General features: G+C 67.1%; 13 protein-coding genes. 11 read left to right on the forward strand and 2 right to left on the reverse strand.

The annotated features are described in order from the left end of the window. Positions 1-16: 16 nt before the first annotated feature. Complete coding sequence (locus C8J44_RS18190; RefSeq protein ID WP_147453155.1) at positions 17-268, reverse strand: hypothetical protein; 252 nt, start codon at positions 266-268, stop codon at positions 17-19. On the opposite strand from C8J44_RS18190, the gene C8J44_RS07790 reads away from it, so the two are divergent. From C8J44_RS07790 to pyrF, 9 genes are all read left to right on the forward strand, one after another. Then, on the forward strand, positions 267-1,241 hold the full coding sequence (locus tag C8J44_RS07790; protein WP_121904073.1) for an alpha/beta hydrolase: 975 nt from the start codon (positions 267-269) through the stop codon (positions 1,239-1,241). The two genes, C8J44_RS18190 and C8J44_RS07790, sit on opposite strands and share 2 nt — an antisense overlap. 98 nt (positions 1,242-1,339) lie before the next feature. Beyond that, the gene (locus C8J44_RS07795) at positions 1,340-3,847 is read left to right on the forward strand and encodes a glycoside hydrolase family 9 protein (protein WP_259466771.1); all 2,508 of its coding nucleotides are present in this window, start codon (positions 1,340-1,342) and stop codon (positions 3,845-3,847) included. Then, positions 3,847-4,734 carry an alpha/beta hydrolase gene (locus tag C8J44_RS07800; protein ID WP_121904075.1) on the forward strand — a complete coding sequence of 296 codons (888 nt, stop codon included), beginning with the start codon at positions 3,847-3,849 and terminating at the stop codon, positions 4,732-4,734. Before C8J44_RS07795 ends, C8J44_RS07800 begins: the two co-directional genes overlap by 1 nt. A gap of 85 nt (positions 4,735-4,819) precedes the next feature. Continuing rightward, a complete protein-coding gene (locus C8J44_RS07805) occupies positions 4,820-5,698 on the forward strand; it encodes a type 1 glutamine amidotransferase (RefSeq protein WP_121904076.1) in 879 nt (292 codons plus the stop codon). A 14-nt stretch (positions 5,699-5,712) separates the two neighbouring features. Continuing rightward, positions 5,713-6,021, forward strand: coding sequence for a hypothetical protein (locus C8J44_RS07810; protein ID WP_121904077.1), 309 nt, complete (start codon positions 5,713-5,715; stop codon positions 6,019-6,021). Positions 6,022-6,130: 109 nt separating this feature from the next. Further along, positions 6,131-6,826 carry an endonuclease/exonuclease/phosphatase family protein gene (locus C8J44_RS07815; RefSeq protein ID WP_121904078.1) on the forward strand — a complete coding sequence of 232 codons (696 nt, stop codon included), beginning with the start codon at positions 6,131-6,133 and terminating at the stop codon, positions 6,824-6,826. Between the two features lie 36 nt (positions 6,827-6,862). Continuing rightward, positions 6,863-9,151 carry a patatin-like protein gene (locus C8J44_RS07820; RefSeq protein ID WP_121904079.1) on the forward strand — a complete coding sequence of 763 codons (2,289 nt, stop codon included), beginning with the start codon at positions 6,863-6,865 and terminating at the stop codon, positions 9,149-9,151. A 104-nt stretch (positions 9,152-9,255) separates the two neighbouring features. Beyond that, entirely contained in the window at positions 9,256-9,618 is a 363-nt protein-coding gene (locus C8J44_RS07825) for a LapA family protein (protein WP_121904080.1), read from the forward strand. Next, complete coding sequence (gene pyrF / locus C8J44_RS07830) at positions 9,615-10,289, forward strand: orotidine-5'-phosphate decarboxylase (protein WP_121904081.1); 675 nt, start codon at positions 9,615-9,617, stop codon at positions 10,287-10,289. Before C8J44_RS07825 ends, pyrF begins: the two co-directional genes overlap by 4 nt. Positions 10,290-10,313: 24 nt before the next feature. Here the strand turns inward: pyrF and C8J44_RS07835 are convergent, their stop codons facing one another. Beyond that, positions 10,314-10,718 (reverse strand): hypothetical protein, encoded by a 405-nt coding sequence (locus C8J44_RS07835; protein WP_147453156.1) that lies wholly within the window; start codon positions 10,716-10,718, stop codon positions 10,314-10,316. A gap of 21 nt (positions 10,719-10,739) precedes the next feature. On the opposite strand from C8J44_RS07835, the gene C8J44_RS07840 reads away from it, so the two are divergent. Continuing rightward, positions 10,740-11,375, forward strand: coding sequence for a phosphoribosylanthranilate isomerase (locus C8J44_RS07840; protein WP_121904640.1), 636 nt, complete (start codon positions 10,740-10,742; stop codon positions 11,373-11,375). A 162-nt stretch (positions 11,376-11,537) separates the two neighbouring features. Continuing rightward, positions 11,538-12,776 carry a tryptophan synthase subunit beta gene (gene trpB, locus C8J44_RS07845; RefSeq protein WP_121904083.1) on the forward strand — a complete coding sequence of 413 codons (1,239 nt, stop codon included), beginning with the start codon at positions 11,538-11,540 and terminating at the stop codon, positions 12,774-12,776. The last annotated feature ends 69 nt before the right edge of the window (positions 12,777-12,845 follow it).

Here is a 12,845-nt window from a genome sequence, read left to right on the forward strand (position 1 = left end):
TAGGGATCCGGGAGCGCTAGTCCAGACCGTTCCCATCGAGATTGGAATACGGCGCCGCGCTGTACCCAAGAATAGCCCGTTCGGCAGGGGCGTGGATGGCCATGATGGCATTGAATAAACGCAGGATTCTTGGGCTGGCATCGCCGGAGCGTCCCGATAACTCAGTATGTTCGACGGCAACGCGCGGGATCGAAAGTATAAATTGCGCAATGGTAGCGCTCTCTTTATCGTGACGACCAATAACGATAAAACAGGGGAGAGCGATCATGTTACACGTGATGAGCAACAACGCGTCAGGTGGGGACGTGCGCCGTCGCCGTTCGGGATTCGGGCTGGCGCGACTCGGTTTCGCCGCAGCGATGATCCTGGCGACTCCGGTCCAGGCGCAGTCCGACCAGATGACCCCGATCGCGATTCCCGCGCAGACCGGCGCGATCGTTCTCGGCACCGGCAAGCTGCCCGGCGCGACTGCACCCGAAGCCTGGCACAGCCAATATGGCAGCGTGTTCGCGCGCAACGTCACGATCGCCACGCTGACCCCATTCCTGCCCGATCCGTCCAAGGCGACCGGCACCGCGGTGATCGTCGCGCCGGGCGGCGGCTTCAAGACGCTGTCGATGGAAAACGAAGGCTATGACGTCGCGCGCGCGCTGGCCGCCAAGGGCGTCGCCGCGTTCGTGCTCAAATACCGGCTCAACCCGACGCCCGAGGCGATGCCCGCGTTCGAAAAGTCGATGGCCGCGATGTTCTCCTCGATCGCGCGGGCGCCCCGCCCCAAGCCCGATGCGATGATGGCTGGACTCGCGCCGCAGATCGCCGATGCACGCGCCGCCTTCGCGCTGGTCCGCAAACGCTCCGCCGAATGGCATGTCGATCCGACTCGCATCGGCATGGTCGGGTTCTCCGCCGGCGCGATGCTGACGATGGCGACCACCGTCGCGGGCGGCGACGCGAAACCCGCGTTCATCGGCAACATCTACGGGCCGCTCGCGGCGATGACCGTTCCCGCCAGCGCCCCGCCGCTGTTCGTCGCGCTCGCCGCGGACGATCCGTTCTTCGGCAATAGCGGGTTCGGGCTGATCGAAAGCTGGCATGCGGCCAAGCGTCCGGTCGAATTCCACCTGTTCGAACAGGGCGGCCATGGCTTCGGCATGTACCCCAAGACCACCACCAGCACCGGCTGGTTCGACGAGTTCGTCCGCTGGATGGCGATGCACGGCCTGCTCAAGCCCGCGAAGTAACCCCACCAACGCCTGACACCAATACCCGGCGGCCCCGCGAGCGCTCGATAGAAGCGCCGCCGCCGGACGAAACTGCAGACATCATCAGGGAGAGGCCTGTGCCAAGATCGGCGTTTATCGCTTTGCTCGCATCCGTCGGTGCGTGCGTCGTTCCAGCATTATTTGGGGGCGCCGGAACGGCCTCCGCCCAATCGCTCACCGCGACGCCTGCCGGGACGCTGGAGACTCAAGGGCTGTCGGTGATCATCGACCAGAACCAGTTCAGCCCGATCTTCTTCGACGAGAAGAATGCGGGTATCCAGATCGTCCTGCACGGCAATCGCCTCGCGACCGACGGCGCCGTCCGGCTTGATCCCACCCCCGAACAATGGGCGCGCGTGCCCGCGTTCGTCAGCCGCATCAAGGGCAGCGAACCCAACCAGATCGTCGTCCGCTCGACCTACAAGGACGTGAACCTCGCTTATGCGGTGAAGGTGACGGCTGAGGGCGACGGCTTCCGGATAGCCGTCGATCTCGATCAGCCTTTGCCCGCCAGCCTCGCGGGCAAGGCGGGCTTCAACCTCGATTTCCTGCCGACCGCCTATTTCGGCAAGACCTATCTGATGGATGCCGCGCCGGGCCTGTTCCCGCGCCATCCGACCGGACCGATGGCGAAGGACGGCTCGGGCGATCCGCTGCCGATGGCGAGCGGTGGCAAGTCGGTAACGCTGTCGCCCGAGGATCCGCTGACCCGCGTGACGATCACCTCGGATCAGGGGCCGCTGTCGCTCTACGACGCGCGCAATCGTGCGCAGAACGGCTGGTTCGTCGTCCGCTCGATGATCGCCGTGGGTGCGAAGGAGAATGCGGTCGTCTGGCATGTCCGGCCCAATGTCGTGAAGAACTGGGTGCGCGAGCCGGTCGTGTCGTTCAACCAGGCGGGGTATACGCCGAACCGGCCCAAGATCGCGCTGATCGAGCTCGATCCCAAGTTCAAGGCGCCCGCCGACGCCGCGCTCGTCAGGCTGACCGCCGATGGCGGCCAGCAGACCGTGCTGCGCGCCCGGACGCAATCGCGCGGCCATTGGACGCGCTACGATTACGCGGCGTTCGATTTCTCGACGGTACGCGAGCCCGGCATCTACGCGATTTCGTACGCGGGCAAGACGACCAACCCGTTCCGGATCGCCGCCGACGCGTATGACCGGATCTGGCAGACCTCGCTCGACACCTTCATCGCCGAACAGATGGATCATGTCGGGATCAGGGAGCAGTATCGCGTCTGGTCGGCGCCGTCGCATCTCGACGATGCGCGCCAGGCGCCGCCGAACATCACGCATTTCGACGGCTACAAGATGGGCGCGAACCTCGACTCGCCGTTCAAGGCGGGCGAGCACATCCCCGGCCTCGCGGTCGGCGGTTTCCAGGATGCCGGCGATTACGATATCCAGACTCCCGAGAACGCCTCGGTGGTGCGCGATCTCGTCTGGGCGCGCGAGTTGTTCGGGCTCGACTGGGATGAGACCAGCGTCGACGAGGCGGCGCGAGCGGTCGAGATCCGCAAGCCCGACGGCGTCGAGGACGCGGCCCAGCAGATCCGCCACGGCACGCTCCAGCTGCTCGCGCAGTACAAGGTGTTCGGGCACGCGATCGTCGGCATCGTCGACCCGGCGCTGCGCCAATACGCGCATCTCGGCGAAGCGGGATCGCAGACCGATGGCCTGCTTTACGACGCCGCGCTGAAGCCGGTCGAGCGCAAGGGCGGCACGTCGGGCGCTCCCGATGATCGCTGGGCGTTCACCACCGACCTGCCCGCCAACAATTTGCTCGTCGCCGCCGCGCTCGCCGCCTCGTCGCGCGCACTGGCAGCCAGCGATCCGGCGATGGCCAAGGACGCGCTCACCGCGGCGACGGCGATGTGGGCCAAACAGCAGCGCGGCATCGCCAAGTCGGGCGATGGGCGCGACGATTCCTCCTCGCCGCGCTCGGCCGAGGCGGCGAACGTCGCGGCGACTATCGAACTGCTGATCACCAGCAAGGGCGACAAGGCCTATGCCGATCGCCTGCGCCAGTTGCTGCCCGTGATCCGCCAGAACTTCGGCTGGATCGGCGGCGTCGCGGTGCGCGCGATCCCGTTCATGGATGCGGACTATCGCGCGCAGCTCGCGCCGCTGGTCCAGCAGTTCAAGGCGAAGGCCGACGGCGACCGGGCGCGCAATCCGTTCGGGGTGCCGATCAGCGACGGCTCCTGGGCCGGATCGAACAAGGTCGTCAGCTTCGGCACCTCGATGTACCTCATGCACAAGGCGTTCCCCGAGCTGATCGGTACGGGCTACACGCTCGATGCGCTCGACTATGTGCTCGGGCGCCACCCCGCCAACAATTTGTCGCTGGTGTCGACCGTCGGCACCGATTCGAAACTGATCGGCTATGGTCACAACCGCGCCGACTACAGCTTCATCCCGGGCGGGATGGTGCCGGGCGTGCTGATCGTCAAACCCGACTTTCCCGAGTTGAAGACCGACTGGCCGTTCCTGTGGTTCGAGAACGAATACACCGTCAGCACGACCTCGGCCTATATCCTCGCCGCGCGCGCGGCGATGGCCGCCGCGGCGGAAGCCAAGTGATGCGCGCCGTCTGGGCGATTGCGGCGGTGGTCATGGCGGGGCCCGCGGCGGCACAGGACCCCGCGCCGGTGCCGGCCCCGACCTATCGGTCGATCCCGCTCTGGCCGAACGGCGCGCCCGGTTCGACGGGACGTCGAAAGGAGGCGGAGGTCGGCCGCGATTACTGGGTCCGCAACATCCACGATCCCTCCCTGATCGCCTTCCCCGCCGCGCCTGCGCACCGCAACGGCGCGGCGATCGTCGTCATCCCCGGCGGCGGCCACAAGCTGCTCGTCTGGACCAACGAGGGAACGAAAGTCGCCACCGCGCTCAATCGCATGGGCGTCACCGCGTTCGTCCTGAAGTACCGGTTGGCGAACGAACCGGGCTCGCACTATTCGGTCGAAGGCGACGCTGCCGACGATGCGCGGCGTGCCGTGCGCTGGGTCCGAGCGCACGCTGCCGACTACGGAATCGATCCGCACCGCGTCGGCGTGATGGGCTTTTCCGCAGGCGGCGAACTCGTATCGCTGATCGCCGACAATCCAGAGCCACCTGCCCGGCCCGTGGTCGACGCGATCGACCGCCAGTCCGCGCGCCCCGATTTCCAGGTCCTGGTGTTCCCCGGACCGCGTGGCATTCCGGCAAAGGCGATCAGCACCGCGCCCCCCGCCTTCCTGATCGCCGGCAGTCGCGACGCCTGTTGTGCCGCACCGCCGGTCGCGCTGTACGAACAGTTGCGCAAGGCAGGCGTCTCGGCCGAACTGCACATGTATGCGGACAGCGATCACGCATTCAATCTCGACGAGTCCGACCGCATCTCGATCCTGCACTGGCCCGACCGGTTGAACGACTGGCTCGCCGATAGCGGCTGGCTGTCCGCCAAATCCGCGGCACCGCAGAAGTAGCGCGATCCATATTTGTTCGCGGACGCGCGGACCAAACGCCGGGCCATGCGTTGGGGGATGTCTGATACTGGACGAAGGACGCAGCGTGCCGCATTTTCTCGTCGCCGAGAGCGAAACCGCCGACGAGCGTGACGCGCGTCGGCGGCATACCGGCAAGAGTTCGGGCGAAAGCTACGCCGCCACGCTCGAACAGCTTCGTCCCGATGCCAGTATCACGATCGTCGCCCCGGCGGACGACGATGCGGAGGTCTACGACGCGACCGAGATCGCGGCGTTCGATGCAGTGTTCGTCACCGGTTCGCCGCTCCACGTCTACGACGACACCCCCGAAGTCCGCCGCCAGCTGAGCTTCATGCGCAACGTCTTCGCATCGCGCACGCCGTCGTTCGGGTCCTGCGCCGGCCTGCAACTCGCGGTGGCCGCAGCGGGCGGCGCGGTGCGGAAAATGCCCGGCAAGCTCGAGGCCGGGCTGGCCCGTCGGATCACGCCGACCGATGCGGGGCGCAGCCATCCGTTGCTCGCGGGCCGGGCGCCCAGCTGGGATGCGCCCGCGATCCACGGCGACGAGGTCGAGCACCTCCCCGACGATGCCACCCTGCTTGCGAGCAACGCCGTCACGACCATCCAGGCGGCGGAAATTCGTCACGACGGCGGGATCTTCTGGGGCGTGCAATACCATCCCGAACTGGCGCCCGGCGAGATCGCGGTGGCGCTACGCCGCCAGTCCGACGACCTGATCGAGGCGGGTCTCGCGGACACGCCCGACGACGTCGAACGCCGCGCCGCGCAACTCGACGCGCTGCACGACGACCCCGGTCGCCGATCGATCCTCTGGGCGCTCGGCGTCGACAAGGAGTTCGCGCAGGAAGCGAGTCGGCGGATCGAGCTGACCAATTTCCTCGATCATTTCGTTGCCGCGACGAGCGCCGATCGTCCGAATCACCCCACCCCCCTTCCCGCCTAACCCAAGGAGTTCCCATGCCCACGACCCTCAAAGCCAAGTTCGACACCCGCCGCGAGGCCGAGATGACCGTCGAGCGCCTCGTCCAGGAGCAGCATATCGAGCGGACCGACATCTTCATCACCACCGACGGCCCCGCCAACAGCGTCGGCAGCGAGACGGCGGGCGCGGACACAGAAGGCCAGGACCCCTCGCCCGCATCGCGCGACGACGCGGCGCTGGAGGACAAGATCGTTGTCTCGGTCGACATCGCGGACGAGGCCAAGGCCGCCAAGGTCAAGGCCGCGTTCGCCGAGTTCGACGCGAGCGACATCGCGCAAGGCTGAACGCGCACGCCGACGCGGGTCGATCCCGCGTCGGCCCACCTACCGCTTTGTCGTTTCGCGAGCATAACGCCGCAACCCATTTCCCGGACGCCGCGTTAAGCCCCCACGCATGATCAAGGTCGCCAGCTACAATATCCACAAGGGCATCGGGCTCGACCGGCGGCGCAACCCCGAGCGCGTGGTCGAGGTGTTGCGCGAAATCGATGCCGACGTGATCGCGCTGCAGGAGGCGGATCGACGCTTCGGCGCCAAGGCCTGCGTCCTCCCGCACCATCTTCTCGACGAACATAGCGACTGGAAACCGGTGGATTTCGGCCTCCGCGCGCTCAGCATGGGCTGGCACGGCAACGTCATCCTCGTCCGCAAGTCGGCGCGTATCGTCGCGTGCGAACCGCTGCATCTGCCCGCGCTTGAACCCCGCGGCGCGGTGATGGCGGACATCGAACTCGCCGGCGCGACGCTGCGCGTACTCGGCATGCACCTCGACCTGTCGGGCCTCTGGCGCCGCAAGCAGGCCGCCGCGATCATGAACCACGTCGACGCCTGCGCGCACCGCCATCCGACCGTGATGATGGGCGATCTCAACGAATGGAGCGCCGGCGCCGGGTGCCTGCGCGATTTCGGGCGAGACTACGCATTTGCCGAGACCGGCGCGAGTTTCCATTCCAGACGGGCGATCGCACGGCTCGACCGGATCATGGTCTCGCGTGACTTGCACGTCGCCGACTGCGGCGTGCATGCAAGCCCGGCGGCGCGGAAGGCATCGGATCATCTGCCGATCTGGGCTATTCTGCAGCCGACATAAGCGCGATGCGAACGACGATGCGGGACGGGATCTAGGATGCGCGAGAAGGAACTGCGACTGGCGCTCGTCTGCTATGGCGGGATCAGCCTGGCGGTCTACATGCACGGCATCACCAAGGAGATCTGGCGCCTCGTCTGCGCCAGCCGCGCGTTCCACGACGGCGAAACCGCGGTCGGCGGCAGCCAGGGCGTCTATCACGCGCTGCTCCAGGAAATCGAAGAGCACGCGTCGATCCGCGTCCGCGTGCTTGCCGACATCATCGCCGGCGCGAGTGCGGGCGGGATCAACGGCATCTTCCTCGCGCAGGCGATCGCCACCGGCCAGAGCCTCGATCCGCTGACCGATCTCTGGATGACCTCGGCCGATGTCGAGGCGCTGATCGATACCGAAGCGGCGCCGAAATCGCGGCTGTCGAAGGTCTGGGCGATGCCGCTCGCCTGGATGGCGGCAGGACGCAGCACCGACAAGGTCGAGGAGCTCGACGAGCCGACGCGCGAAGAGGTGCGGGCCAAGCTGTCGCACTTCATCCGCTCGCGCTGGTTCGAGCCGCCGTTCGGGGGGAAGACCTTCACCAACCTGCTGCTCGACGCGTTCGACGCGATGGCGGCAAGCACGCGCGGCCCCCGCCTGTTGCCGCCCGGGCAACCGCTCGACCTGTTCGTGACCGTCACCGATTTCTCTGGCCACCCGGAGCGGTTGCAGCTCAACTCGCCCGCCGAGGTGGTCGAGACCGAGCATCGGCTGGTGGTCGACTTCACCGACAATGGCGGCGCGACCGATACGCTCGCGCCGCGCGCGGAACTCGCGTTCGCTGCCCGCGCGACGTCGAGTTTTCCCGGCGCGTTCCCGCCGTTCACCGTCGCGGAACTCGATACCGTTCTCCAGACCCGCCAGATCGCATGGCCCGGGCGTGGCGCCTTCCTCAAGCGCGTTCTGCCACGTCATGCCGCGGCGAAAGCGGCGGAGACCGCGGTGCTGATCGACGGATCGGTGCTCGCCAACGCGCCGTTCCGGCCGGCGCTCGATGCGCTCAAGGAGCGGCCGGCACGGCGCCAGATCGACCGACGCTTCATCTACATCGACCCCTCGCCAGGCATCAAGCTGCGGCTCAATCGGGGCGAAGGCACGCCGGGTTTCTTCCAGACCATCATCGCCGCGATCAGCGACATCCCGCGCCAGCAGCCGATCCGCGACAATCTGGAGGCGATCGCCGAACGCTCCGCGCGGATCGACCGGATGCGCGGGATCGTCACCGCGATCCGCCCCGATGTCGAGACCGATGTCGAATCGCTGTTCGGCCACACGCTGTTTCTCGACCGCCCGACCGCCCCCCGGCTGATCGCTTGGCGACGGCGCGCGCAAAAGGCGGCCGCGTCGAAGGCAGGGTACGGCTTCGTCGCCTACGGGCACGTCAAACGCAGCGCGGTGATCGAGACGATGGCCAGCCTGCTGTTTCACGCGGGCCGTCATCATCGCCCACGCCGCCTCGCCCAGATCAGGTCGGCGATCGTGGCGAGCGTCGTCGCGACCGGCGCCGATCAGCTCGGCTCGAACTATCCCGGCGGCGCCAGCCCCGCGTCGATCGCGTTCCTGCGCACCTTCGACATCGGCTTTCGCATTCGTCGGCTGCGGCTCATGGCGCGCCGGCTGGCGGAGGTCGAGACGCAGGCCGACGAGCCCGAACTCGCGCCGATGCGCGACGCGATCTACGAATCGCTGTCGCCGTATCTCGATCGGATGCGCGGCGAGATGCATGCCGGACAGCATGACGCGGTCCGCGCGATGCGCGGCGATGCGACCGAGGTGCTGGCGACGCTCGGCCGGACGTTCGACCTCGGTCGGCTCGACGCCGAGACCGACCAGCGCCTCGCCGCGGCGTTCGCGCAACTCGCCAAGCCCGCACGGCGCACGATGTTGCTTGCCTATCTCGGCTTTCCGTATTTCGACACCGCCACGCTGCCGCTGTTGCAGGGCGAAGGACTCGACGAGTTCGACCCGATCAAGGTCGACCGGATCGCCCCCGACGACGCTACCGCGATCCGCTCGGGCGGTGCCGACGCGACGTTGAAGGGAATCCAGTTCGGCACGTTCGGCGCGTTCTTCAGCCGTGCCTACCGCGAGAACGACTATCTCTGGGGCCGCCTCCACGGCGCCGAGCGGATGATCGACATCACCGTCTCGACGCTGCCGAAGACGGTGCGGATGAAGCCCGGCCGGGTCGCCGCGATCAAGCGCGCCGCGTTCGTCGCGATCCTCGACGAGGAGGAACCCCGGCTCACCGCGGTCCTGCCACTGATCGCGCAGATCAGGACCGAAATCGGCTGAAACCCGACTTGTTCGGCACAAGACTGGCCAAACCGGCCGCTTGGCGGTAGCTCTGGCACACCCATCGGCGCTTCGGCGCGGAGGGACGCGATAGAGGTGGCCGCATGCAGTTCCTGAAAATCCTGTTCTGGTGTCTGTTGGCGTTCATCGCCGCAGTCTTCACGATATCGAACTGGAATGCCGTCCAGATCCAGCTTTGGGGTGGGCTGATCGCCGACGTGAACCTGCCGCTGCTGCTGTTCGTCACGTTCCTGATCGGGTTCGTGCCGACGATGCTGTACAATCACGCGATCCGGTGGCGGCTGCGGCAACGCCTCGCGACGTGCGAACGCGAGCTGGTCGAACTGCGCGCGCCGCGGCCCGAGCCGGTGGCCTTCGCACACGCCGAGACGCCGGTCGCGCCGATCACCGCCGCTGGCCCCGCCTCCGACCTGTCGACCACGACCCCGCCGGGCTCGCTCCTGTGAGCAACCGCATCTACGTCGCGCTCGATACGCCCGATCTCGCCAAGGCAAAGGCGATCGCATCGCGCGTCCGTCATCACGTCGGCGGCATCAAGCTAGGGCTCGAATTCTTCTCCGCACACGGCCAGGCCGGCGTCCACGCGATGGCCGAACTCGGCCTGCCGATCTTCCTCGACCTGAAGCTGCACGATATCCCCAACACCGTCGCCAAAGCGGTGCAGGCGCTCGGCGCGCTCGAACCCGCGATCCTTACCGTCCATGCGAGCGGCGGCCGGGCGATGCTCGAGGATGCCAAGGCGGCCGCGCCGATCGGCACGAAGGTGATCGCGGTGACGATGCTCACCAGCCTCGACGCATCCGATCTCGCCGCGACCGGCGTCGTCGGCAGCGCGCACGACCAGGTCTCGCGGCTGACCGAGCTGGCCTGCGCGGCGGGGGTCGACGGTATCGTCTGCTCGGGCGCGGAGGTCGCGGCGGCGAAGAAGATCTGGCCGAAGGGCTTCTTCGTGGTGCCGGGAGTACGCCTGCCCGACGGCCACATCGGCGACCAGAAGCGTGTCGTAACGCCGCGCCAGGCGATGGACGCAGGCGCGTCGATCCTGGTGGTCGGTCGCCCGATCACGCAAGCCGAAGACCCCGACACCGCCGCCCGCGCGATCGGCGCGACGCTATGACGAGGGGGGCGTACCTGGCCCCCTTTACCATTCGCCGCCGTTACCAGTTGGGACGGCAATCGCGCGAATAGCAGTCAGTATCTCGGGAAGGCAGAACCACACGGCCGAGAGTGCGATCCAGGTGATGGCCACCATCCGCGCCCGCCAACCTCGCAACGCCCCAGCGCCGACGTTCCAGCGGCCCCGCCGAACCGCGAACGCGGCGATCGTGAACATACCGCCATTCACCCATGCCCACGGTACCAGCCGATCGGTTGGCAACCATGACGTCAGCGAATAGCCGGTATAAATACGCACCAATCCATTGATCACGGCTAGGTGGATGATGACGACCGGCGGTATCCAGCGCCCCGCGCCCATCGCGAATTGACGATATTCGGACAGGTCGGTGGAATGGTCTGGATCAGACTGCACTGGTTTGGCCTCCACGAACGCACTAGCAAGACGCGCATGAAGAAAACGAAAATTTGCGGCCTCTCCACGCCCGCCACGCTCGACGCTGCGATCCGGCACGGGGCGAGTCATGTCGGGTTCGTCTTCTTTCCCGCCTCACCCCGTCACGTGACGTTTGCGAAGGCGGCCGAACTTGCCGCGCGCGTACCGAGCCACGTCTCCAAGGTAGGCGTATTCGTCGATCCGGAGGACGACATGCTCGAACAGGCGGTCGGGTCTGCGGCGCTCGACGTGCTCCAACTCCACAAGGTGACACCGCCACGCGCCGCCGCAATCCGCGCGAAATTCGGGATCGAGACCTGGGTCGCGGTGGCAGTTCGCACGCGCGGCGATCTGGATGCGGCGCACGGGTTCGTCGGGATCGCCGACCGGATACTGTACGACGCGAAGACGCCGGACTCGGCCGCGCTGCCGGGCGGGATGGGCTTGCGGTTCGACTGGGACCTGCTCGACGGGTTCAAGCATCCGCTGCCCTGGGCGCTGTCGGGCGGGCTCGATCCGGCGAACGTGGCCGAGGCAATCCGCCGCACCGGCGCGGAACTCGTCGACGTGTCCTCCGGGGTCGAAAGCGAACCCGGTACCAAGGACGAAACCAGGATCGCGGCGTTTCTGAAGGCGGTCGCCGCGCGCTAGCACCACCCCGGCAAAGGCCGGGGCCCAATTGGAAAGGTCGAGGTAACAGAGCATCCGACTCGCCAAAAAGCCTTTCCCAATTGGGCCCCGGCCTCCGCCGGGGTGGTCTTTAGCGGAAACGGAAGGGGTGACAGCGATTTACGAAGTGCTAAACGCCCCTGCATGAATGCTCCCCTCGCCCCCAACTCCTACCGCGCCCAGCCCGACGAGCGCGGCCATTTCGGCGACTTCGGCGGCCGCTATGTCGCAGAGACGCTGATGCCGCTCGTCCTCAAACTCGACGAGGCGTACCGCGCCGCCAAGGCCGACCCCGCCTTCAAGGCGCAGTTCGACGATCTGCTCGAACATTATGTCGGCCGCCCGAGCCCGCTCTATTATGCCGAACGCCTGACCGAGGCGCTCCGCGAGTCCGCTCCCGAGGGCATGGGCGCGCAAGTCTGGTTCAAGCGCGACGAGTTGAACCATACCGGCGCGCACAAGATCAACAACTGCATCGGCCAGATCCTGCTCGCGATGCGGATGGGCAAGACGCGGATCATCGCCGAGACCGGCGCGGGCCAGCACGGCGTCGCGACTGCCACGGTCTGCGCGCGCTTCGGCCTGCCGTGTGTGATCTACATGGGTGCGAAGGACGTCGAGCGTCAGGCGCCCAACGTGTTCCGCATGAAGCTGCTCGGCGCCGAAGTCCGCCCCGTGACGAGCGGCGCACACACGCTGAAGGACGCGATGAACGAGGGCATGCGCGACTGGGTCGCGAACGTCCACGACACCTTCTACATCATCGGCACCGCCGCCGGCCCGCACCCGTATCCCGAAATGGTCCGCGATTTCCAGAGCGTGATCGGCACCGAGGCACGCGCACAGATGCTCGAGCGCGTCGGACGCCTGCCCGACATGCTGGTCGCGGCGATCGGTGGCGGCTCGAACGCCATCGGGCTGTTCCATCCGTTCCTCGACGATGCCGACGTGCAGATGCTCGGCGTCGAGGCCGCGGGTCATGGTCTCGACAAGCAGCACGCAGCGAGCCTCGCGGGCGGCTTCCCCGGCGTGCTCCACGGCAACAAGACGTACCTGTTGCAGGACGAGGACGGCCAGATCACCGAGGCGCATTCGATCTCGGCGGGTCTCGATTATCCCGGAATCGGGCCGGAGCACGCCTGGCTACGCGATATCGGCCGCGTCCAGTATGACAGCGCGACCGACACCGAAGCGCTCGACGCGTTCCAGTTGCTGTGCCGGACCGAGGGCATCATTCCCGCACTCGAACCAAGCCACGCGATCGCGACGGTGACGAAGAAGGCGCGCGAGATGCGGCAGGACCAGATCATCCTGGCCAACCTCTGCGGCCGCGGCGACAAGGACATCTTCACCGTCGCCGAAGCGCTTGGGGTAGCGATATGACTTCGCTTCTGCTCCCCTCCCGCTTGCGGGAGGGGTCGGGGGAGGGCCTGAACGCTCCTCAGACCTCGG

Source organism: Sphingomonas sp. PP-CE-3A-406, assembly GCF_003688625.1.
GTDB lineage: Bacteria > Pseudomonadota > Alphaproteobacteria > Sphingomonadales > Sphingomonadaceae > Sphingomonas.

Excerpts from the sequence above, each read along its gene's own strand:
- C8J44_RS07790 (WP_121904073.1), top strand. The coding sequence starts at position 267 with ATGTTACACGTGATGAGCAACAACGCGTCAGGTGGGGACGTGCGCCGT.
- C8J44_RS18190 (WP_147453155.1), bottom strand. The coding sequence starts at position 268 with ATGATCGCTCTCCCCTGTTTTATCGTTATTGGTCGTCACGATAAAGAG.
- C8J44_RS07800 (WP_121904075.1), top strand. The coding sequence starts at position 3,847 with ATGCGCGCCGTCTGGGCGATTGCGGCGGTGGTCATGGCGGGGCCCGCG.
- C8J44_RS07810 (WP_121904077.1), top strand. The coding sequence starts at position 5,713 with ATGCCCACGACCCTCAAAGCCAAGTTCGACACCCGCCGCGAGGCCGAG.
- C8J44_RS07815 (WP_121904078.1), top strand. The coding sequence starts at position 6,131 with ATGATCAAGGTCGCCAGCTACAATATCCACAAGGGCATCGGGCTCGAC.
- C8J44_RS07820 (WP_121904079.1), top strand. The coding sequence starts at position 6,863 with ATGCGCGAGAAGGAACTGCGACTGGCGCTCGTCTGCTATGGCGGGATC.
- C8J44_RS07825 (WP_121904080.1), top strand. The coding sequence starts at position 9,256 with ATGCAGTTCCTGAAAATCCTGTTCTGGTGTCTGTTGGCGTTCATCGCC.
- C8J44_RS07840 (WP_121904640.1), top strand. The coding sequence starts at position 10,740 with ATGAAGAAAACGAAAATTTGCGGCCTCTCCACGCCCGCCACGCTCGAC.
- trpB (WP_121904083.1), top strand. The coding sequence starts at position 11,538 with ATGAATGCTCCCCTCGCCCCCAACTCCTACCGCGCCCAGCCCGACGAG.